The following is a 20127-nucleotide window of genomic DNA, read 5'->3' as shown; positions in this document are numbered from 1 at the left end:
GGCCAGGTCAGGAGGCCTCGCGGCGCTCCTCCTGCTCGTGGTGGCTGATCTGCACCGTGCCCGTCTCGCCGAACGTGAGCCGGCAGGTGTCGGCCCGGTACGTGGCCACGGACACCGCGGCAACGCCTTGGCCCGTGCGGTAACGGGTGGTGACGACCAGGACGGGCGCGCCGGGCAGCCGATCGAGCTGCTTGGCGTCCTCGGCGCGGGCGGAGCCCAGCTCCACGGCTCGGTCCTCGCTCTCCAGGGCCATGGCGTGCAGCTCGCGCAGGACGGCGGGGGCGTGCGCCGCCGGGGTGAGCAGCGCGGGCAGAGCGGGCACGGACCCCGACGGCACAAAGATCAGTTCGGTGGCGACGGACTGGCCCTGCATCATCCGCACCCGGCGGACGGTGTGCACCAGCTCGTCCGTGCCGGTGCCGAGAACCGCGGCGACAGCGGCGGGCGGGACGGCTTCCGCGCAGCCGACCGTGCGCCACGACTCGCTGCCGCTACCCGGCCACGCGCCCTCTGACGCACCGGTAGTGCCGACAGCGATGCCCATCCGGGGCGGGGCGACGGTGGTGCCGACGCCACGGCGGCGCTGGAGGCGTCCTTCCAGCTCCAGCTGTTCCAGCGCCTGCCGGAGGGTGGCCCGGGCCACTCCGAAACGAGCCGCGAGGTCACGCTCATTGGGCAGGATCTCACCGACCGAGAATTCGGAGTCGAGCGCCTCCTGGAGGACGGTCTTGAGGTGCCAGTACTTGGGCTCCTGCACCGGCTCGAGCTGTGTCGTCGCCACCCTGTCCTCCGGTCTTTTCCGCATCAGTATTTATTAAAGGTCCTTGCACTACTACGCGACGATAGGCCCGGGCGTCCGACTTGGTCAAGACCAATACGCGCCGCGCGGGCCGACCCCGTACAGCGCGGACAGATCGTCGGCGATCCGCAGGCCTCGTCACCCCACGCGCACAGTGCCGCGCGTTACCGGCGGGCCGCGAGCCGCACAGCAATGGACGGCTCCGGCAGTGAGTTCGGCGGTGCCGAGGCAAGCCGCCATCGTCTTATGTACGCATGGTTTCGTTAACACGAGGAAACATGCCGAAAACCTGGAGGACCCACGGCGCGTACACAATCCCCGGAGCGCCAAAGTTGACTTACTGTTGAAAACCGAGGAGTTCCATGCCCGCCCAGCCCGCTGACACGGCGAAGGTTCCACCTCCCACACCTGGCAGTCAGCTCGACCGCTACTTCCGGATCGCCGAGCGCGGCTCGACCCTCGCCCGTGAGATACGTGGCGGATTCGCCACCTTCTTTACGATGGCGTACATCCTCGTGCTGAACCCGATCATCCTCGGTAGCGCAAAGGACAAGTTCGGGCACTCGCTCTCCACCGGCCAACTTGCCACCTCCACCGCCCTGGCGGCGGCTGTGATGACCGTGATCATGGGCCTGGGAGGCAATCTGCCACTGGCGATCGCGGCGGGGCTGGGCCTGAACGCAGTGGTGGCCTTCCAGCTGGCTCCGCTCATGAGCTGGCCCGACGCGATGGGACTCGTTGTCCTCGAAGGCCTGCTCATCTGCGTCCTGGTGGTCACCGGCCTCCGTGAGGCGATCATGCGCGCGATTCCGACACCGCTGAAACAGGCGATCAGCGTCGGCATCGGCCTGTTCATCGCCTTCATCGGCTTCGTCGACGCCGGCTTCGTGACCCGTGTCCCGGATGTCTCGAACACGACCGTGCCCGTGCAACTGGGCGGCAGCGGAACCCTGTCGGGGTGGCCGATACTGGTCTTCTGCCTCGGCGTGCTGCTGACCATCGCCCTGCTCGCGCGCAGAGTGAAAGGCGCGATTCTGATCAGCATCGTGGCGATGACCATCCTCGCGATCATCATCAACTCCATCGCCGACATCAAGAGCTGGGGCCTGACGACACCGAAGCTCCCCAGTGACGTCTTCTCCACGCCGGACTTCGGCCTCGTCGGACACTTCAGTCTCTTCGGGGCGTTCAGCAGAACCTCGGCGATCACCGTGGTGCTGCTGATCTTCACCCTGGTGCTGTCGGACTTCTTCGACGCCATGGGCACCATCGTCGGCATCAGCGCCGAGGCCGGGCTGCTGGACGAAGAGGGCAATGTGCCCAACCTCGGCCGGGTGCTGCTGATCGACGGTGCCGCGGCCGTCGCGGGCGGCGCCGCCTCCGCCTCCTCCAACACCGCCTTCATCGAATCGGCCTCCGGAGTCGGCGAGGGTGCCCGCACCGGCTTCGCCAATGTGATCACCGGTGGGCTGTTCGCCGTCGCGCTCTTCCTCAGCCCGCTGCTGACCATCGTGCCGTTGCAGGCCGCCGCTCCGGCACTCGTCGCGGTCGGCTTCCTGATGATGACGCACGTGCGGCACATCGACTGGGACAAGTACGAGATCGCGGTCCCCGCGTTCCTGACGATCGCGGTGATGCCGTTCACGTACTCCATCACCAACGGCATCGGCGCCGGATTCCTCGCCTACGTGGTGCTCAAGGCCGTACTCGGCAAGGCCCGTGAGGTGCACTGGCTGCTGTGGGCCACCTCGGCGCTTTTCCTGGTGTATTTCGCGATCGATCCGGTCGAGCAGCTGCTGGGCGTCAGATAGCCCGCGACAGCCAAAGGCTCCGACCGGGACGGGGGTACCCGGTCGGAGCCGTCTTGGCCGGGCCGGCTGTGTGCTCCGGCCCGTCCTGTGCAACTGATGGCGTCCCACCGGAGTTCCCAGCCGTTCGCGCCCACCTGTGTGACGTGACCCACGCGCGTGAGGCATCGGCGCCTCGCGCCGATCCCGCGCTCGCTGACCGCGCGGACTCCCCGCAGGAATTCTCCCTCCGCGCCTTGCCGGAACAGCGATCCGGAGCCAGGGAATCGAATCGTGCGCGCGGCGCTCGTCCAGACCAAGTGGACCGGCGACAAGGAGTCGATGACCGAACTGCACGAGCGATACGCCCGGGAGGCGGCGCCGCAGGGGGCGCAGATCATCGGCTTCCAGGAGGTCCTCAACGCGCCGTACTTCTGCCAGGTCCAGGAACCCGAGCACTACCGGTGGGCGGAACCGGTACCGGACGGTCCGACGATCGTACGGATGCAGGCGCCTGCCAAGGAGCTCAGCATGGTCATCGCGGTGCCGGTGTTCGACACCGCGGTCGGCGAGGTGGGCGTCTACATCTGCTACGACCGGCACTTCCCGCCCCACGGTGACAACAGGGTGTCGACCAGCAGCGGGGCATCGCCGGTTGTCTCGGCCTGCTGGACGAGCAGCTCGGCACCGGCGTTGCGCGCCGGGCCCTCCGGTTCGTCGCGGTTCTCGGCGAGGGCCTGTCGCAGGGCGTCGGTGTCGCGGGGGGCATGGCTCATCGGCCGTTCTCCTGTTCGGCGCGGCGGGTGGCCCACTGCGGCAGTCGGCGGGACGCGCGGTCGGGCGGGGCCCCCGTCGGCGCTCCCGTCCCCGCGCGCCCTTCACCGGCCACCGCGAGCCCGGGACCCGGCACCGGAAGTCCGCCGCTTCGCGCCGCGGCGGCGGGGACGCGTCCCGGCATGAGCGCACGCAGGTCCGCCAGAGCGCGCGGGCCGGCTTGGAAGGTGTACGGGGCGTGGGAGTGATCGGCGGTCATGTGTCGCTGTCGCTGCGCCGGTGGCGGACCCGCCGATCGGCAGGGGCAGTCGGCACGGGTAGGGCGATCGGGTGATCGCGGAGGCGGGCGGGGCCCCATCGTAGGGCTGCGGGACGGACGCGGCAGCGGTTTGGGCAGCCGGTGGGCGCCTCGCGTTCCGGGTGGCGGGCGGTGGCTGTTCACCGGTCGTTCGTATCCGTGACTCCTCCCCCGGCTGAAGCCGGGGGCTTCTCGCTATGCCGGGTTGGCGTCGCGACGGACCAGCCCGGCCCGTAGAACGTTGGTGGCTCCCACTGTGTCTGCGTGCGCGGTGTGACCGCAGGCGACGCAGTGGAACTTCTCCTGAGTGGGCCGGTTCTCCTTGGCGGTGTGCCCGCATTCGGGGCACTCGCGGGAGGTGTTGCGGGGGTCCACGGCGATCACTTCCCGTCCGGCGCTTACAGCCTTGGCGTGCAGGATCGTCAGGAACACCCCCCATCCGGCATCGGCGATACTGCGGTTGAGTCCGGCCTTCGCGGCGGCCCCGTTGGGCAGGAACGCACCTGCCTGGTCGGGGTCGGGCTTCGGTGCGGGGGCCTTGCCCATGTTGCGGATCTTGAGGTCTTCGTGCGCGATGAAGTCATGCACGCGGACCAGGCCGAGGGCGGTCTTGTGCGCGTGGTCCAGACGCTGACGCCGTACCCTGCCGTGCAGCTTGGTGACCTTCTCCACCGCCCGTCGGTGGTTGCCGGTGCGCTTGTCCCGGCGGACACGAGGGAACCGGGACAGGGCCCGCTGCGCGGTCTCCAGCTTCGCGGCCGCGGTACGGCCGTGGCGTGGGTTGGGGACGAACCCGCCGTGGGAATCGGCGAGGAAGCTGGCGATGCCCAGGTCGATGCCGACTACGGACCCGGTCGGCGGCAGCGGCTCGGGCCGGTCCTGCTCGGCGGTCAGCACGACGAACCACCTACGGCCCTCACGCTTCACCGACACGGTCTTGACCTTGCCGGTCACGGCACGGTGCTGGTTGACCTTGACGTGCCCGACGCCCTGGAATCGGACGCGGGTGACGGGGTCGTGCGGGGTGGAGTCCCAGCGGCAGCCGTCGCCGTCCTTGGGGAACTCCACCGTGTCGAACCAGTTCACCCCCCGGAAACGGGGGTAGCCGGGTGTGTCACCGGATTTGACCCGGCGGAAGAACGCCTGCATCGCCTTGTCCAGGCGGCGCAGCGTCGCCTGTTGCGAGCTGAACGACCAGCGGCCCTGACGCTCCGGGTCGAAGGCCCGGATGTCCTTGAGCTGCGCGGACTGCGTGCCGTACTTGACACTCGTCTTCGACGGGTGGCGGTAGGCGTCGCGGCGTTCCTGCAAGGCCCCGTTGTAGAGGGAGCAGTGATCCCGCAGTATCTCGCCGAGCGCGACTTGCTGGCCCACGGTGGGCCGCATCAGGAACTTGTACGCACGGATCATCCAGCCCACCCCCTCCGGTCAAGTCCTCTTGATTCTACTACACTTGGCGCATGTCACCACGCTGGGAACCAGATCCCGATGTCCGAAGGGGAAACCATGTCATCTATCACCTGCATGCTCACTTGGTGTTCGTCACCAAGTATCGGCGTGAGATCTTCAACGACGAGATGCTGACTCGCTGCGAGGCGATCATGCGGGACGTGTGCCAGTCCTTCGAGGCCGAGCTGCGCGAGTTCAACGGTGAAGGCGATCACGTCCACCTGCTCGTGCACTACCCGCCGAAGGTCGCCCTGTCCAAACTGGTCAACTCCCTCAAGGGCGTCAGTTCCCGCTACCTGCGGGCGGAGTACACCGGCCGGATCAACCAGATCGGCACGGGGTCGGTTTTCTGGTCCCCGTCGTACTTCGCGGGGTCCTGCGGCGGCGCACCGCTGAGCATCGTCAAGGACTACATCGAGAACCAGAAGCGACCAGCCTGACCGTCACCCCGGATGCGTAGAGAGCTCCAGCGCTCCGCGCCTCCGAGCCAGGGATCGCATTCCCGCCCGGCCTGAAGGCCGGGATTCCCTGCGAAGATCAAGGGATGGATGGATTCACGTACCGGGAAGTGGGGGCGACCCAGGACCCTGGGTCCCTGCCGCCGCCCGGCTACCGCCTGCTGCGGTGCCGGGTCCGGCTCGGCGCCGGGCCGGAGGTCCTGGCGGCCGCCGGGCAGGCCGTCCTGGGCTGGCGGATGCACCGTGGCGCGGGGCTGGCGGTCGACGCGGGCGCGCCGGAGGCCGCACGCGGCGTCCGGGTGGTGATCGGCCTCGGCGTCGGGCGGTGGCGGCTGCGGGCGCCCTGCGAGGTCGTGTGGACGGTGCGTGAGGAACATCGCACCGGCTTCGCGTACGGCACGCTCGCCGGGCACCCGGAGCGCGGCGAGGAGTCGTTCGTGGTCGAGCGCGACCCGGACGGTTCGGTGTGGCTGAGCGTGATCGCGTTCAGCCGGGCCGGGAGCTGGTATGTGCGGGCCGCCGGTCCGCTCGGGCGGCTCTCGCAGGGAGCGATGGCCCGCTGGTACGGGCATTCACTGCGGCGGGTCACCCAGCAGATAATCACCAGAAATGGGAGTTAACCGACACGATGCACCCTTTACCCATCGGTCATAGAGCGTTCGTGATCACGCAACAAGCGTCAGGCAGGGTGTTTCATATGCCTCACCTGACTTCCACGAACACCACATCCCGCCATCACCGTTGGCGACGCGATGTGATCGAGCTCGCCGCCCTCTTCACGGCGGTTGCCACCGCCGACATGGTCGCCAACCTCGTGGCGCACGGCCCGGACGGGCCGGCACTCCTCGCGGCGTCCGCGGTCGCGCTGATCGCCACCGCGGGATTCCACACCTGGTGGGCACGCCGCCACAGCCATTCGCCGCCGGACACCGGGAGCGAGGCCGCGCCCGGGACCGGGCCGCCCCAGGAATCCGCGGGCGCCCAGGGCGGCAGCGCCCTGTGGCGGCTGCGGACCACCGTACGCGACACTCCCGGCAGCCTGGCCGCCCTGTGCACCGCCCTCGCCGGCCACAGCATCGACATCCTCACCCTGCAGACACATCCGCTGGCCGACGGCACGGTGGACGAGTTCCTGCTCCGCGTCCCGGCCGCGCTGGCGGGCGGCACCCTCACCCGTGCGGTGGCGGCAGCGGGCGGACGCGACACCTGGCTGGAGCGGGCTGACGCCCACGATCTGGTGGACACCCCGACCAGGATGCTGACTCTCGCGACCCGCACCGCCATGGATGCCGCCGAGCTGCCGCTCGCGCTGCGCCAGCTCTTCGGCCGCTGCACCATCCGCTCCGTTCCCGCGGCCCACTCGGGCTCCCCGGCGCCCGAGGACGTGCTGGAGGGGACGACGATGCGGCTGCGCGACCCGTCCGGAGGCACCATCACCGTGGAGCGCGCGCATCTGCCTTTCACGCCGACCGAGTTCGCCCGCGCCCGTGCCCTCATAGAGCTCGACGCGCAGCTCGGCGTGCGGATGCCGAACAGCAAGGACGTACTGACCCTCCCCGAGGGCAGCGAGATCACCATCCGCCGGGCCGGGCCCCAGGACCTGCCCGCTGCCCGTGCCATGCACGAGCGCTGCTCCCCCGCCACCCTCTCCCGCCGCTACCACGGCCCGGTCGGCGATGCCGACCGCTATCTGGTGCACCTGCTCAGCCCGCGGTTCGGGCAGACCCTCGCCGTGGAGACCGCCTCGGGCCGCCTCGTCGCCCTGGCGCATCTGCTCTGGGACGGGGAGGAGAACGAGGTCGCCGTCGTGGTGGAGGACACCTGGCAGCGCCGCGGCATCGGCGCCGAGCTGCTCCGCAAGCTCGTCGCCCTCGCCACTGAGGCGGGCCGCGACAGTGTCTACGCGGTGACGCAGGCCACCAACACCGGCATGGTCGCGACCATGCGCACGCTGGGCCTGCCGCTGGACTACCAGGTCGAGGACGGCACTCTCGTCATCACCGCGACCGTGTCGTCGGCGGGCGTGGCGGCGCCTGCGTCAGGTACGTGATCACCGATCGTGGTGACGCGGCCTACCGCGTCGGACAGGATGTACGCATGTCCGACACCCCTGGCAGCCCGCTGCCCCGCCAGATCGCCGACGCGTATGTCGACGCGGTCACCGAACTCGACCCGATCACCGGTACCTACCTGGGCGTGCGCTCCGTCCAGGACCGGCTTCCCGACTTCTCCCCCGCGGGCCTGGACGCGGTCGCCGACCTGGCCCGGCGCACGCTCGCCGAACTCGACGCCGCCGACGCCCCCGACGACGCCGAGCGGCGCTGCGCCCGGCTGCTGCGCGAACGGCTCACCGCCGAAATCGCCGTGCACGAGGCGGGCGAGGGCCTGCGCGCCGTCAGCAACCTCTCGTCCCCTGTGCATTCCGTACGCAGCGTCTTCACCATCATGCCCACCGAGACCGACGAGGACTGGGCAGCGGTCGCCGCCCGGCTGCGGGCGGTTCCCGAAGCGCTCACCGGCTACCGGGCCGCGCTCCTCGAGGGCCTCTCCCGCAAGCTGTTCGCCGCTCCCCGCCAGGTCACCACCGTGGTGGAGCAGTTGGGTGAATGGCTCGGCGGGGACAAGGAGGGCGGCCGCAGCTGGTTCGCCGAGTTCGCCGAGGACGGCCCGCAGCCGCTGCGCGACGAACTCGACGCCGCCGCCGACGACGCAACGGGCGCCGTCGCGGCGCTGCGCGACTGGCTGCGCGACAGCTACGCCCCGGAGGTGGCCGACCAGCCGGACGCAGTGGGTCGCAAACGCTACGCCCGGTGGGTGCGCTACTGGACAGGGTCGGACCTGGACCTGGACGAGGCGTACGCCTGGGGCTGGGAGGAGTTCCACCGCCTCGACGCCCAGATGCGTGCCGAGGCGGAGAAGGTGCTGCCCGGCGCCACCCCGCTGGAGGCCCTGCGGCACCTGGACGTGGCCGGTGAGGCCATCGAGGGCGTCGACGCCGTCCAGGAGTGGCTCCAGGCGCTCATGGACGAGGCGATCACCACCCTCGACGGCACCCACTTCGACCTCGCCGAGCCGGTCAAGCGTGTCGAGTCCCGGATCGCGCCGCCGGGCAGCGCCGCCGCGCCGTACTACACGGGCCCGTCGCTGGATTTCTCCCGTCCCGGCCGCACCTGGCTGCCCACCCTCGGCAAGGACCGCTTCCCCGTGTGGGACCTGGTCAGCACCTGGTACCACGAGGGCGTCCCGGGCCACCATCTGCAGATCGCCCAGTGGGCCTACGTCGCCGACCGGCTGTCCCGCTACCAGGCCACCCTCGGCCAGGTCAGCGCCAACGTCGAGGGGTGGGCGCTCTACGCCGAACGCCTCATGGACGAGCTCGGCTTCCTCACCGACCCCGGCCGCCGGCTCGGGTACCTCAACGCCCAGATGCTCCGCGCCACCCGCGTCGTCCTCGACATCGGCATGCACCTGGAGCTCGGCATCCCGGCGGACAGCCCCTTCCAGCCCGGCGAGCGCTGGACCCCTGAACTGGGGCGGGAGTTCTTCGGACTGTACAACGGCCTGTCCGCCGAGATGCTCGACAGCGAGCTGATCCGCTACCTCGGTCTGCCCGGCCAGGCCATCGGCTACAAGCTCGGCGAACGGGCCTGGCTGGCCGGCCGCGAAGCCGCCCGCGCGGCGCACGGGGCGGACTTCGACGCCAAGGCCTGGCACATGGCCGCCCTGTCGCAGGGCTCACTGGGCCTGGACGACCTGGTCGACGAGCTGTCCCGGCTCTGACGTTGCCGCCGGTCCGGCACCGGCCGCCTTATCGGTACGGCGGCCGGGCCGGCTCAGCGCAGCCGCCTGAGCCCGGCCGCCGTGGGGCCGAAGCCGCACTCCGCGTAGAAGGGTGCCAGTTCGGGCTCGTAGTCGACATGCAGCCACTCGGCGCCGAGGCGTGCCGCCTCCCCGGATGCGGCTTCCACCAGCCGGGTTCCGAGCCCCCGGCGCCGTTCGCCGGGGTGGACGGTGGTGTCGAGCAAGAAGGCGTGCACGCCGCCGTCACCGGCAACGTTCACGTAACCGACGAGTCGGTCGCCCCGGAAAGCGGCGATCCAGGCCAGGCTGCGGGCCAGCCGTGGCGCGAAGGCGGTGGGCGTGTGGCCGGGCCATGCGCCGCTGAACAGCGCGTTGAGGGCGGCGTCGGTGAGCGGCGGGGACACTTCGAGGCGGAGCGGACCGGTCATGGTGGCCCAGCGTCTCACATCGTGGTCAGCAAACGCGGGCGTCCGTACCCGCGGGGGCGGTGAGGGGGTCGGCGGGGCGCCGGCCGGGCCGTCGGCGGTCCCGAGGCGCACCCCGCCACGGGCGAGGACTGCTTCGTGCTCAAGGTCGCTGCCCGGTCGATGCGGCATCCGGTCCAGAGCGCCGGCCGGATCGCGGGCCTCGGCCCGGTGACGACGGGCGTGGTCTGCTCCTCGCCGCTCCCCCGCCACCCGCTCACCCCTGGGGCGGCCGGGCCGTCGCCGTCCGCTGCCGCACTGCAGAGCCGGCCTGGCCCTTCACCACCTGGAGCTGCGCGGGGATGCGCTGCCGCAGATCGGCGACGTGGCTGACGATTCCGACGGCCCGGTCGCGTTCGCGTAGCGCGTCCAGGACGTCGAGGACTTCGTCCAAGGTCTGCTCGTCGAGGCTGCCGAACCCCTCGTCGATGAAGAGGGTGTCCAGGCGCATGCCGCCCGCCTCGTCGGTGACGACGTCGGCGAGGCCCAGCGCGAGGGCCAGTGAGGCGAAGAAGGTCTCGCCGCCGGAGAGGGTGGCGGTGTCGCGCTCAGTGCCGGTCCAGGCATCGACCGCCATCAGGCCGAGCCCGGACTTCGTACGGCCGGATGCCCTGGCGTCACTGTGGACGAGGGTGTAACGGCCGGAGGACATGCGCCGGAGGCGGACGCTCGCGGTGGCCGCGACCTGTTCGAGGCGGGCGGCGAGGACATAGGTCTCCAGCTCCATGCGCAGCTTGTTCTCGGTGGAGGTGCCGGCCGCGAGGTCGGCGAGGCGCCTCAGCCGGGTGTACTCGGCGCGCGCCGGGGCGAGTTCGGCGGCGCGGGCGGCGGCCTGTCCGCCGAGGCGGTCGAGTTCGGTGCAGCGGGTACGGGCGGCCTCGTGCCCGGCGGAGGCGTCCCGCAGGTGTCGGGTGGCGGTGTCGACTCCGGCCTGGGCCAGCGCGGGGTCGGCGGGCGGACGGGCCGCCGCCGCAAGGAGGCCGGGGTGGGCGAGGTCGGTGGCGACGGCGGCTTCTTCGTGCTGCCACTGCTGGACGCGCTGTTCCAGGCGCTGGTGTCCGTCGGACGCCAGGAGCGCCTGTGCGGCTGCCTCGGGCGTGTCGAAACCCGCGCGGTAAGCGGCGTCAGCGAGGCCTGAGTCCGCTTCCTTCAGCCGCCGGGCACTCTCCTGTCCCGCCTGTACGGCGCGGGCGGTACGGGCCAGAGCGTCAGCCCTGGCTTCGAGATGTGTGCGGCGGTCCGGGACGGTGGCGAAGCCGCCACGGGCCCGCTCCAGCTGCCCGGCGAGATCGGTGAGCTGCTGGTCGATGGCGTCGCGGGAGGAGGTCCGGGCGGCGGCCCGGGTCTCCGCATCGCGGCGCAGCGCGGTACGGCGCGCGTGTTCGGACTCGGCCAGCTCCAGTGCCTCACGGGCCGCCCGCACATCGTGGGCGCCCTGCTCGTTGACCGCGTACTCGGCTTCCAGCGCCGCGTGCCCGGCGGCGAGTTCGGGCACGGAGATCTCCCCCGCCACCGCCAGCGCCGCGTCGCGGCCGGCCCGGGCGTGGCTCAGCTCCTGCTGCGCCGTGTCCCGCTGGGCGGCGGCGCGCTGGTAGGCGGCGTAGGCGGCCTCCTCGTCGGCTCGGGTGACCGGGCGGCCGGAGGGGCTGGCCGGGGCCGGGTGGTCGGGGGAGCCGCAGACGCGGCAGGCCTCGCCGTCCTTGAGGCCTGCGGCGAGCTCTGCGGCAAGGCCCGCTATATGCGCTTCGCGGGCGTCCTGCCAGGCCTCCCGGGCGTCGGCCGCGCTCTCTCGCGCGTCGCTGTGCCTGGCTTCGGCGGCGGCCAGGGACCGGGCGTACGCGTCCCGCTCCTGCGCCGCGCCCAGCAGCCGGGCCGCCGCGTCGCGGTCGGCCGCGAGTCCGGCGGCCCGGGCGGCGGCCGAGTGGGCGGCGTCGATACGGCGCTGGTGGCGTTGCTTCAGCTGCTCCCAGCCGTCGAGCCAGGCGGCGGCATCACGCAGGCGCCCGTCGTCCTCCCCCGCCTCGCGCTCCAGCCGGGCCCGCTCGGCCGCGAGGGCCGCGGCCCGCTGTTCCAACTGGCCGGCCGCCGCGAGCGAGCCGAGTTCTTCGCGCGCGCGGCGCTCATGAGCGGTCAGCTGGTCGGCGGCGGCTTCGGCGAGGTCCTGTGCTTCGGCGACGTCCTGTGCTTCGGGCAGGCCGTCCCGCTGCGGCTCCTGGCGGACGGACCGCGCCTGCCGCGGCAGCGGCGTGTGTTCCGGCCGGTGGGGTGCCATCCCGCGTGCGGTGCCGGATGTCACGAGTACGCGCTGGGCGGCCTCCACGGCGAGGGCCCGGGACAGGGACCGGCGGGCGTCCCGCTCGGCTTCCTGCGCCGTCCGGTGCTCACGGGCGGCCTTCTCCCGCAGTTCCAGCGCGGGTTCGACCGCGGCCGCGCGGCGGGCCCGCGCCAGCCTTCCCCGGTCGGCCTCCCGCTCGTCCCGGTCCGCGGCGATGGCCTCGGCCCTGCGGCGGGCGTCGGCGTGGCGCTGCTGGAGCGCGTACAGCTCCCGTACGGAGTCGGCCTGGCGCTGAGCGGCGGTGTGCGCGGCCTCGGCGGAGGCGAGGGCGATCGCCGCGATGCCGGCCTGCTCGCGTGCGGTGCAGCGCAGGACCGCCGCCCACGGAAGGACGTCCGCGACGTCGTCGTCCGGAGGCGGCACGTCGTCGAGCGCCGCCTGCTGCATCCGGTGGGCGAGGCCCCGCAGTTCCTGGTCGCCGGCTTCGATGCGCTGCTCGGCGGCGCGGCGCTGCTCCCTGAGCCACTCCTCCGCGGCCTTGAAGCGGCGGGTGTCGAAGAGCTGCCGGAGGAGCACGGCGCGGTCGGTGGCGCTCGCGCGCAGGAAGGCGGCGAACTCGCCCTGTGGCAGCAGCACCACCTGGCAGAACTGCTCCTTGCTCATGCCGACGAGCTGCTTCACCTCCTCGCCGATCTCCTGGTGCGACTTGCTGCCGGCCCGCCATTGCCCGCCCTTGTGCTCGCGCAACAGGGTGACGGCCTTCTCCCTGGTCTCCCCCGCACCGCGCTTCTTGGGGCGCGGCTGCTCGGGCCGCCTGGTGATCTCCAGGCGGCGTCCGCCGACGGTGACTTCGAGGACGACCTCGGTGGGGGTGCCGGGATCGGCGTGGTCGCTGCGCAGCCTGGTGGCGGGGCGGCTGCCCGGGACGCCGCCGTACAGCGCGAAGCACACCCCGTCCAAGACAGAGGTCTTGCCCGCTCCGGTGGCGCCGTGCAGGAGGAAGAGGCCGGCCGCCGACAGCTCGTCGAAATCGACGGTCTCGGTGCCGGCGAAGGGCCCGAAGGCCGTGAGGGTGAGGCGGTGCAGGCGCATCAGTTGGCCTCCGTCCCGGCCGCGTGTGCGCGCACCGCGTCCAGCGCTTGGCTCAGTACGGCTCGCTCCCGCCGGTCGGGGCCGCTACCGCGGACGTGGGCCACGAAGTCCTCGGCGATCTGCTGGTCGGTGCGGCCGCGCAGCCGCTGGGCGTAGGAGGTGAGGGCGTCCTCGTCCGCGCGGTCGGGGTCGAAGGCAAGGGCGAGGGTGTGCGGGAAGCGCTTGCGGAGCCGGGCCATCGGCTCGTGCGGGCGGTGCGGGTCGGTGAGGGTGGCCTCGACCCAGGCGTCCTCGTGTCCGGCCAGCGCCGGGTCCCCCAGCAGTTCGTCGAGTTTCCCCCGGATCCGGGCCAGCCGACGCGGTACGGGACAGTCCAGGCGCTCGGCCGCTATCGCGCCCCCGGCGCCCAGGTCGACCAGCCACATGGTCTTGCGGTGGTCCGCCTCGGAGAAGGAGTAGGCGAGCGGTGAACCGGAGTAGCGCAGCTGCTCGGTGATTGTCTGGCAGCCGTGCAGATGGCCGAGCGCGACGTAGTCTGCGCCGTCGAAGATCCCGGCCGGGACCGCGGCCACTCCGCCGACGGTGATGTCCCGCTCGCTGTCGCACGCCGCGCCGCCGGTGACGAAAGCGTGCGCCAGGATGACGGACCGGGTGCCCGCCGGGCGTGTCGCGAGGTCGGCACGCACCCTGTCCATGGCGGCGGCGAGCACAGCGGTGTGGCCGGCCCGCTCCAGGCCGAATTCGTCCCGTACCAGGGCGGGTTCGAGGTACGGGAGACCGTACAGGGCAATGTCGCCGTGCTCATCGGCCAGAATGACCGGTTTGTCGCACCCTGCTGGGTCGGTACGGAGGTGGACGCCGGCCCGCTCGATCAGACCGGACGCGACACCGAGCCGACGCGCCGAGTCGTGGTTCCCCGAGATCATGACGGTGGGAACACCGAGAGCGGCGAGCCGGTGCAAGGCGTCGTCGAAGAGCTCGACGGCGGGCAGCCCGGGCAGCGCCCGGTCGTAGACGTCCCCCGCGACGAGCACCGCTTCGACACGTTCGCTGCGCACCGTGGCGACCAGGTGGTCGATGAAGGCCGCCTGGGCGTCGAGCAGGTTCACACGGTGGAAGGACCGCCCCAAGTGCCAGTCGGAGGTGTGCAGAATTCTCACTGTGGCGCTCCGACCTGCACGTCTACCCTTCCTCCACCCCATGAGTCCAGTACCGAACCAGCGCGGGGTCCAATGTCAGCACCGACCACGCTAGCGCTCGTCAGCACCTGCTCCACCACAGACCTCAGTTTTCCACCACCATCGGGTGCCGGATGACCGTCGAGGTCGGCTGTGATCCGGGCCCAACCACCGTTCCTGATCGGTCGGGGTGCTCAGACTCTGGATGGCGGCGCCGAGGCCGCTGGCGGGCGGGGTCAGCCGACTTCGAGCAGGGTGCGCAGATCGTTGGTGTCGATGACGTGGGCCCGCGAGGGGAAGACCTGCTGGAGCAGGACGTTGTGGGCCTCGGTGTCGGGGTCGTCGACGCCGTCGGACAGGACGTACAGCTGGTAGTCGCGGTCGGCTGCGTCGATGACGGTGGACAGCACGACGCCGCTGGTGCTGATGCCGGCGAGGACCAGAGCGGTAATGCCGCGCTCGCGCAGCTGCTGGTCCAGGTCGGTGGTGGACATGCCGCCGAAGCGGACCTTGCGCACCACGATGTCGCCGTCCTGGGGGGTCAGGCGCTCGTGGATGGCGGCGGAGGGGTCCTCGTGGGACATGACGCGGTACTTGGCAACCGTGGAGAACATCTTGTTGCTGTCGGGGACGGCCTCCCAGTCCTGCTCAGTGAAGCCGACACGAACGTAGGCGATGGTGCCGCCTTGGGCTCGGACGTCGGCGATGGCGCCTTCCACGCGTCCCAGCAGGGCGTCGGTGTGGGCCGGGCTGGGCAGCGAGGCCAGGATCCCGGCCTGGTAGTCCATCACCAGCAGGGCGGTGTGCTTGGGGTCCAGGGCGGGGGCGGTGGTGCTCACGTGTTCTCCTTGGCGGGGATGGCGTCCGGCTGACTCGTGTTGGCAGCCGGGGTCTTGAGGCGGCGGTCCAGGAGGGTCATCGCCAGCACGATGGCTCCGGCGATGATGAGGACGACCGCGATGGAGTGCAGGCCGCTGTCGGTGGTGCCGTGTCGGAAGACGATGCCGGTGACGGTGGCCGAGGCGATGGATCCGATGTAACCGAAGGTGCGGGACAGGCCGGAGGCGGTACCGATCTGGTCGGCGGGTGCCTGGGTGTAGAGGGCGGTCTGGTTACCGACCGTGGTGGTGGCGACGCAGACGCCGAAGACCAGTGTGACCACGACGATCAGGGCGACCGGGCTGTGGGTGGTCAGGATCAGGATGCCGAGCGAGCCGATGAGCATGGAGACGGCGGCGGCGATCAGCGGGCTGCGGATCAGGTTGCGCTGCGAGAGCGGGCGCGAGAGCAGCGCCGCGAGGGCGCCCATCGGGAGCAGCAACAGGCCGGCCTCTTGTGTGGAGAATCCCCGTCCGGCCTCCATCCACTGGGTGACGCCGTACAGGACGGTGTATGTGCCCAACAGGGTGAGCGCGGAGCGCAGGTAGGTGCGGGTCAGCGCGCCGTTGCGGCCGAGCTGGCGGATGTCGAAGAACGGCGTGGGGGTGTGCAGTTCCCACCACACGAGCATCGCAGCCAGCACGACGGCCACGGCGAACGCGACCCAGTTGGTGCGCGGCAGGCCCATCAGGAAGACCAGGAGTGCGGTCATGGCCCCGCCGAAGCCGGCGATGCCGAGGACGTCGATGCGGGCCGCGATCTCGCGGGCACCCCGGCGTCCGGCCGCGGGCGGGTCGCGGGGAACCCACCGCGCGGCCATGCCCAGGGCCAGCAGGGCGACGGGGATGTTGATCAGGAAGGCCGAGCGCCAGCCGAGGCCGCCCACCAGGATGCCGCCGATGGGCGGTCCGACGGCGGCGGTGGCCATGCCGGCGATCGCGATGCCGCCCAGCACACCGCCGGGGGGTGCGCTCATGCCGGCGCTGTTGGCGCGGCGGCGGATCAGGATCATGGCCGAGGGGTATCCGGCCGAGGTGCCGACTCCGATCAGGACCCGGGCCGCGATCAGCATGGCCATGTTCTGGCCGGAGCCGCCCAGCAGGCCGCCAAGCAGGACCAGCAGGATGCCGGTCAGGAACACCCGGCGCGGGCCGAACTCCTCGGCGAGCTTGCCCGCGGTGGGCTGGGCGATCGCGCTGGCCAGGTAGAGGCTGGAGACCAGCACCGTGGTGCTGCCCACCGACACGTGCAGGGCCGTGGCGATCGGCACCAGCGCGGTGGCGATGAGGGAGCTGTTGACCGGGTTCAGGGCCGCGCCCACATACAGGGGAGTGGTGAACTTCCAGGCGAACGGGTTCGTGCCGCCCGTTCGCGCGGGTGCGGCCTGCTGGGCGGACGCCGTCATATCTCGGTGTCTTTGTCGTCCAGGTCGGCCGCGGCGAACCGCTCCAAGAGGTCGATGACCCGTTCCAGGTCGGCGCGTTCCTCGGGTGCCACGAGCTGGTCGATCGCCCTCGCCAGGAACGACTCACGCGATTCGTTCAGCGCGAGCAGCAGCCGTGGGGCCGACGGTTCGGCCCTGATCAGCGTCTTGCGGCCATCGCCCGGATCGCGCTCGCCGCGCACCAGCCCGGCGGCCTTCAGAACCGCCAGGTTCTGCGCGATCGACTGCGGGCTCACATGCTGCACCTGGGCCAGGTAGACCGCGGTCACCGGCCCCTCCTCGACCACGCTTGTCAGCACGGCCAGCTGCGAGACCGACAGCCTGGTCGCGTACAGGCCCGCCTCCTCCCGCAACCGGTGCCGCAGCCGCGTGATCGCCACAATCAATCGATGCGCCGCCGCGGCCGTGCGGGGGGCTTCCTGGTTCTCGCTCACGTCGCCCAGGCTAGCATCTCGACAAGCAACTTACTTAAGTTGCTTGTGAATGACTGGTCACAGGGTCCACTTGAACTTGTCGCCGCCCACCCACCGGACGACGGACGGATCATCGAGGTCTACATCGTCCAGACCGGCCCGGCGGGCGAACTCGATCACGTCCACGGGGGAGAACGCCTTGCCGACCTGCTGACCCCCGATCTGCACGATCCGAAACGGCGGATCGCCGGGCATGACTTGGGAGACGACAATCGGGGGCGGCGCGACGCCGGGGCTCTCGGTCATATGTCCACGGTGCGGCTGAGGCGGCGCCGCCGCACGTCAGGCGCCATCGGACGGGGATTGGCGGAGAGTCAGGGACCGATGGCTCCACCGGTCCCGTTGAGGTGCTGGTGCACAAGACGTACGGCCATGGCGCCCTCCCCCACCGCCGAGGCGACCCGCTTCACCGAGCCGCTTCTCACATCCCCCACGGCGAATACTCCGGGGACGCTGGTCTCCAGGGCGAGCGGGTGACCGTCCGGTGCCCGCGGCCCGCCATCGTCCGGAGAGCCAGCGGCGTCCGGTCCGGTGAGCACAAAACCATGCGGGTCGAGCGCCACCGTGTCACCGAGCCACGCGGTGTGGGGCTGGGCACCGATGAAGACGAACAGAGCGCGTACGCCGAGGGTCCGGCGCAGACCGGTGCGGTTGTCCTCCACCACCAGTGCTTCGAGCGAGGTGTCGCCCACGGCTTCCCTGACCTCGGTGTGGAGCAGCACCTCGATCCGGGGATTGCGCTCGATCCGGTCGACCAGGTAGCGGGACATGTCCCGGCCCAGGTTCTCGTGGCGGACCAGCAGGTACACCCGTGGGACGTGGTCGGAGAGGAAGACGGCCGCCTGGCCGGCGGAGTTGCCGCCGCCGACGACGGCGATGTCGTCGAACCGGCACATCAGCGCCTCCCAGAGGGTGGCGGCGTAGTACACGCTGGTCCCCTCCAGCCGCTCGATCCCGGGGACGTCGAGTTTGCGGTAGCGGGCTCCGGTGGCCAGCACGAGCACGCGGCAAGTGGTCTCGGTGCCGTCGTCGAACCCGACCGTGACATGACCGTCGTGCCGGCGCATCATGGTGGCCGTCGTGGGGACGCTGATCCGGGCGCCGAACTTCCGCGCCTGGATCGCGGCCCGCTCGGCGAGCTCTGCCCCGGAGATGCCGGCCGGGAAGCCCAGATAGTTCTCGATCCTGGAGGAGGTGGCCGCCTGGCCGCCGGTGGCGACCGAGTCCAGCACGGCCGTGTCGAGGCCTTCCGACGCTCCGTAGACCGCCGCCGCCAGTCCGGCCGGGCCGGCGCCGACCACCAGCAGGTCGCAGGCGGTCGCCGTGGCCCCCTCCGTCCGCAGCCCGAGCAGGGCCGCCAGTTCGGTGGTGCTGGGGTTGCGGAGCACCCGGCTGCCGCGCCAGATGACCACCGGGGTCTCGTCCGCGGCGATCCCGAAGCGGCGTAGCAGCGCCTCGGCCTGCGGGTCCTTCTCCAGGTCGATCCACCGGTACGGGAGCCGGTTGCGGCTGGCGAACTCCAGCAGCCGCCTGCAGTCGGCGGAGTAGCCGGAGCCGACGATCCGGAAGCCGGCGCCGACCCCGATCAGCTGCGTACGGCGTATCAGGTAGGCACGGAGTATCAGGTCCCCGAGCGACTGGTCCCGCTGCACGACGGCCTCCAGCTGCGCGACCGGTACGGCCAGGATCTCGCCGGGTTCGTGCACCACGGCGGTGAAGAAGGACGGCTGGCCCTCCAGCAGTCCGAGCTCCCCCAGGAACCGGCGTGGACCGTGCACCCGCAGCAGTTGCTCGTCCTCCCCGTATCCCTGGACGATGGCCACCTTGCCGCTCAGCACCACCAGGAACTCGTCGCTGCGCTCGCCCTCACGCAGGAGCACTTCGCCGGTCGGGGTCGGGCGCCGCTCACCGCGCTCGGCGAGCGTCTCGATCTGCTGGTCGCTGAGCCGGGGGTAGGCACCGTCCAGGTCGGGCGTTTCTGGCAGCGGCTGCCGCCCGACCTCTGTGACCCTCGCTGCGTCCATGGGGCTGCTCCCTCGGGTTGTACGGCAGCGGGCTCAGGTCATGCTCAGACCATGGCCTCGTGCACGTAGCACCACCGCCAGTCCTCGCCCGGCTCGAAGGAGCGGACGATCGGGTGCTGGTCGGCGTAGGCGTGGCCGCGGGCGTGCTTGAGCGGGGAGGAGTCGCAGCAGCCCACGTGGCCGCAGGTCAGGCAGAGCCTCAGGTGCACCCACGGCGAACCCAGCTGGAGGCACTCCTCGCAGCCCTGCGGGGTGCGCGGCTGGACAGGGCGTACCAGGGCGAGGTGGGGATCGGTGAAGGTCGTCATCGCGAGCCTCCTTCGTGCCGCGGTCGCGGCACCGGCAGGGGATGGGAAAATCCGTCAGGCGGCCGCGGGGCCGGCCGGGGTTCCGCGCTCCAGCGCCTGCTCCACCCACGGGCGCAGGACGTGCGCTGGCGCCGCGCCCGCTTGCCTGGCCACCACCGTGCCCTGGTTGAGCACCAGCAGCGTCGGCACGGCCTGGACGTCGAAGCGCCGGGCCAGCCCGGGGGACCTGTCGATGTCGACCTTGACCAGCTTCACCCGGCCGGCCAGCTCGCGGGCGAGGCGCTCCAGCTCCGGGCTCACCATCCGGCAGGGACCGCACCAGGTCGCCCAGAAGTCCACCAGCACGGGTAGCGAGGATCGCTCCGCGACCTGGGCGAAGTCGGCGTCGCCGGCTTCCGCGATCCACGGCAGCGGCTGGTGGCAGTTACCGCACCGCGGGGTGCCCTCGGCGGTGGCAGGCACCCGGTTGGCGCGCCCGCACCGCTCGCAGCGGACGGTCATGATTGCCATGTCGGTCCTCCTTCGGGTCCGGTCACACTGCCCGGGGCATCAGGCGCTCGGCGTCCGGGAGGAGTCCACCACGACCTCGCCGCCTCGCGGGTCCACCCGTATCCGTAGCAACGG

18 protein-coding genes and 1 pseudogene are annotated in these 20127 nt (G+C 71.4%); 7 read left to right on the top strand and 12 right to left on the bottom strand.

Annotation, left to right across the window (positions count from 1 at the left end):
* Window positions 1–7: 7 nt before the first annotated feature.
* Complete coding sequence (locus tag FCI23_RS33090) at window positions 8–781, bottom strand: GntR family transcriptional regulator (protein WP_136727713.1); 774 nt, start codon at window positions 779–781, stop codon at window positions 8–10.
* Window positions 782–1161: 380 nt separating this feature from the next.
* Here FCI23_RS33090 and FCI23_RS33085 point away from each other — a divergent pair, with 380 nt between their 5' ends.
* Together FCI23_RS33085 and FCI23_RS33080 are read left to right on the top strand one after the other, a co-directional pair.
* The gene (locus FCI23_RS33085) at window positions 1162–2610 is read left to right on the top strand and encodes an NCS2 family permease (RefSeq protein ID WP_136727712.1); all 1449 of its coding nucleotides are present in this window, start codon (window positions 1162–1164) and stop codon (window positions 2608–2610) included.
* A 267-nt stretch (window positions 2611–2877) separates the two neighbouring features.
* The gene (locus FCI23_RS33080; protein WP_265737785.1) at window positions 2878–3546 is read left to right on the top strand and encodes a nitrilase-related carbon-nitrogen hydrolase; all 669 of its coding nucleotides are present in this window, start codon (window positions 2878–2880) and stop codon (window positions 3544–3546) included.
* Between the two features lie 307 nt (window positions 3547–3853).
* Here the strand turns inward: FCI23_RS33080 and FCI23_RS33075 are convergent, their stop codons facing one another.
* Entirely contained in the window at window positions 3854–5068 is a 1215-nt protein-coding gene (locus FCI23_RS33075) for an RNA-guided endonuclease InsQ/TnpB family protein (protein ID WP_136727711.1), read from the bottom strand.
* 50 nt (window positions 5069–5118) lie between these two features.
* Between FCI23_RS33075 and tnpA the strand changes: the two genes are divergently transcribed.
* The 4 genes from tnpA (at window position 5119) to FCI23_RS33055 (ending at window position 9345) form a co-directional block, all read left to right on the top strand.
* Window positions 5119–5547, top strand: coding sequence for an IS200/IS605 family transposase (tnpA, locus tag FCI23_RS33070; RefSeq protein ID WP_136727710.1), 429 nt, complete (start codon window positions 5119–5121; stop codon window positions 5545–5547).
* A gap of 104 nt (window positions 5548–5651) precedes the next feature.
* On the top strand, window positions 5652–6185 hold the full coding sequence (locus FCI23_RS33065; RefSeq protein ID WP_136727709.1) for a DUF1990 family protein: 534 nt from the start codon (window positions 5652–5654) through the stop codon (window positions 6183–6185).
* Window positions 6186–6262: 77 nt separating this feature from the next.
* Window positions 6263–7615, top strand: a complete 1353-nt coding sequence (locus FCI23_RS33060; protein ID WP_136727708.1) for a GNAT family N-acetyltransferase — start codon at window positions 6263–6265, stop codon at window positions 7613–7615.
* A gap of 47 nt (window positions 7616–7662) precedes the next feature.
* Window positions 7663–9345, top strand: coding sequence for a DUF885 domain-containing protein (locus FCI23_RS33055; protein WP_136727707.1), 1683 nt, complete (start codon window positions 7663–7665; stop codon window positions 9343–9345).
* A 53-nt stretch (window positions 9346–9398) separates the two neighbouring features.
* Here FCI23_RS33055 and FCI23_RS33050 read toward each other — a convergent pair whose 3' ends face one another.
* Entirely contained in the window at window positions 9399–9794 is a 396-nt protein-coding gene (locus tag FCI23_RS33050) for a GNAT family N-acetyltransferase (RefSeq protein ID WP_136727706.1), read from the bottom strand.
* 102 nt (window positions 9795–9896) lie between these two features.
* Between FCI23_RS33050 and FCI23_RS64015 the strand changes: the two are divergent.
* A pseudogene (locus tag FCI23_RS64015) lies at window positions 9897–10049 on the top strand (Lrp/AsnC family transcriptional regulator); the annotation flags it as partial.
* Here the strand turns inward: FCI23_RS64015 and FCI23_RS33040 are convergent.
* The 9 genes from FCI23_RS33040 to trxA all read right to left on the bottom strand — a co-directional run bounded on the left by FCI23_RS33040 (window position 10048) and on the right by trxA (window position 20013).
* On the bottom strand, window positions 10048–13197 hold the full coding sequence (locus tag FCI23_RS33040; RefSeq protein WP_136727705.1) for an AAA family ATPase: 3150 nt from the start codon (window positions 13195–13197) through the stop codon (window positions 10048–10050). The pseudogene FCI23_RS64015 and the gene FCI23_RS33040 overlap by 2 nt on opposite strands.
* Window positions 13197–14357, bottom strand: a complete 1161-nt coding sequence (locus FCI23_RS33035) for an exonuclease SbcCD subunit D (protein WP_136727704.1) — start codon at window positions 14355–14357, stop codon at window positions 13197–13199. Before FCI23_RS33035 ends, FCI23_RS33040 begins: the two co-directional genes overlap by 1 nt.
* Window positions 14358–14611: 254 nt before the next feature.
* Window positions 14612–15214 (bottom strand): cysteine hydrolase, encoded by a 603-nt coding sequence (locus FCI23_RS33030; protein ID WP_246144281.1) that lies wholly within the window; start codon window positions 15212–15214, stop codon window positions 14612–14614.
* Window positions 15211–16659 (bottom strand): MFS transporter, encoded by a 1449-nt coding sequence (locus FCI23_RS33025; RefSeq protein ID WP_136727703.1) that lies wholly within the window; start codon window positions 16657–16659, stop codon window positions 15211–15213. Before FCI23_RS33025 ends, FCI23_RS33030 begins: the two co-directional genes overlap by 4 nt.
* Window positions 16656–17132: a MarR family winged helix-turn-helix transcriptional regulator gene (locus tag FCI23_RS33020; protein ID WP_136727702.1), complete on the bottom strand. Its 477-nt coding sequence runs from the start codon at window positions 17130–17132 to the stop codon at window positions 16656–16658. The genes FCI23_RS33025 and FCI23_RS33020 overlap by 4 nt, the downstream gene beginning before the upstream one ends.
* Before the next feature lie 57 nt (window positions 17133–17189).
* Window positions 17190–17417, bottom strand: coding sequence for a hypothetical protein (locus FCI23_RS33015; RefSeq protein ID WP_136727701.1), 228 nt, complete (start codon window positions 17415–17417; stop codon window positions 17190–17192).
* Window positions 17418–17485: 68 nt separating this feature from the next.
* Window positions 17486–19195, bottom strand: a complete 1710-nt coding sequence (locus tag FCI23_RS33010) for an FAD-dependent oxidoreductase (RefSeq protein ID WP_136727700.1) — start codon at window positions 19193–19195, stop codon at window positions 17486–17488.
* A 44-nt stretch (window positions 19196–19239) separates the two neighbouring features.
* The gene (locus FCI23_RS33005; protein WP_136727699.1) at window positions 19240–19503 is read right to left on the bottom strand and encodes a UBP-type zinc finger domain-containing protein; all 264 of its coding nucleotides are present in this window, start codon (window positions 19501–19503) and stop codon (window positions 19240–19242) included.
* Window positions 19504–19557: 54 nt separating this feature from the next.
* Window positions 19558–20013: a thioredoxin gene (gene trxA, locus FCI23_RS33000; RefSeq protein WP_136727698.1), complete on the bottom strand. Its 456-nt coding sequence runs from the start codon at window positions 20011–20013 to the stop codon at window positions 19558–19560.
* Window positions 20014–20127: the final 114 nt, after the last annotated feature.

The organism is Actinacidiphila oryziradicis (genome assembly GCF_005047355.1).
Classification (GTDB): domain Bacteria; phylum Actinomycetota; class Actinomycetes; order Streptomycetales; family Streptomycetaceae; genus Actinacidiphila; species Actinacidiphila oryziradicis.
The sequence above is the reverse complement of the archived record's forward strand: the minus strand, read 5'-3'. Positions and strand labels throughout refer to the sequence as shown.

Coding starts and splice junctions, on each gene's coding strand:
- FCI23_RS33075 (WP_136727711.1), bottom strand. CDS start 5,068: ATGATCCGTGCGTACAAGTTCCTGATGCGGCCCACCGTGGGCCAGCAA.
- tnpA (WP_136727710.1), top strand. CDS start 5,119: ATGTCACCACGCTGGGAACCAGATCCCGATGTCCGAAGGGGAAACCAT.
- FCI23_RS33065 (WP_136727709.1), top strand. CDS start 5,652: ATGGATGGATTCACGTACCGGGAAGTGGGGGCGACCCAGGACCCTGGG.
- FCI23_RS33050 (WP_136727706.1), bottom strand. CDS start 9,794: ATGACCGGTCCGCTCCGCCTCGAAGTGTCCCCGCCGCTCACCGACGCC.
- FCI23_RS33010 (WP_136727700.1), bottom strand. CDS start 19,195: ATGGACGCAGCGAGGGTCACAGAGGTCGGGCGGCAGCCGCTGCCAGAA.
- trxA (WP_136727698.1), bottom strand. CDS start 20,013: ATGGCAATCATGACCGTCCGCTGCGAGCGGTGCGGGCGCGCCAACCGG.
- FCI23_RS33055 (WP_136727707.1), top strand. CDS start 7,663: ATGTCCGACACCCCTGGCAGCCCGCTGCCCCGCCAGATCGCCGACGCG.
- FCI23_RS33085 (WP_136727712.1), top strand. CDS start 1,162: ATGCCCGCCCAGCCCGCTGACACGGCGAAGGTTCCACCTCCCACACCT.
- FCI23_RS33040 (WP_136727705.1), bottom strand. CDS start 13,197: ATGCGCCTGCACCGCCTCACCCTCACGGCCTTCGGGCCCTTCGCCGGC.
- FCI23_RS33015 (WP_136727701.1), bottom strand. CDS start 17,417: ATGACCGAGAGCCCCGGCGTCGCGCCGCCCCCGATTGTCGTCTCCCAA.
- FCI23_RS33005 (WP_136727699.1), bottom strand. CDS start 19,503: ATGACGACCTTCACCGATCCCCACCTCGCCCTGGTACGCCCTGTCCAG.
- FCI23_RS33025 (WP_136727703.1), bottom strand. CDS start 16,659: ATGACGGCGTCCGCCCAGCAGGCCGCACCCGCGCGAACGGGCGGCACG.
- FCI23_RS33060 (WP_136727708.1), top strand. CDS start 6,263: ATGCCTCACCTGACTTCCACGAACACCACATCCCGCCATCACCGTTGG.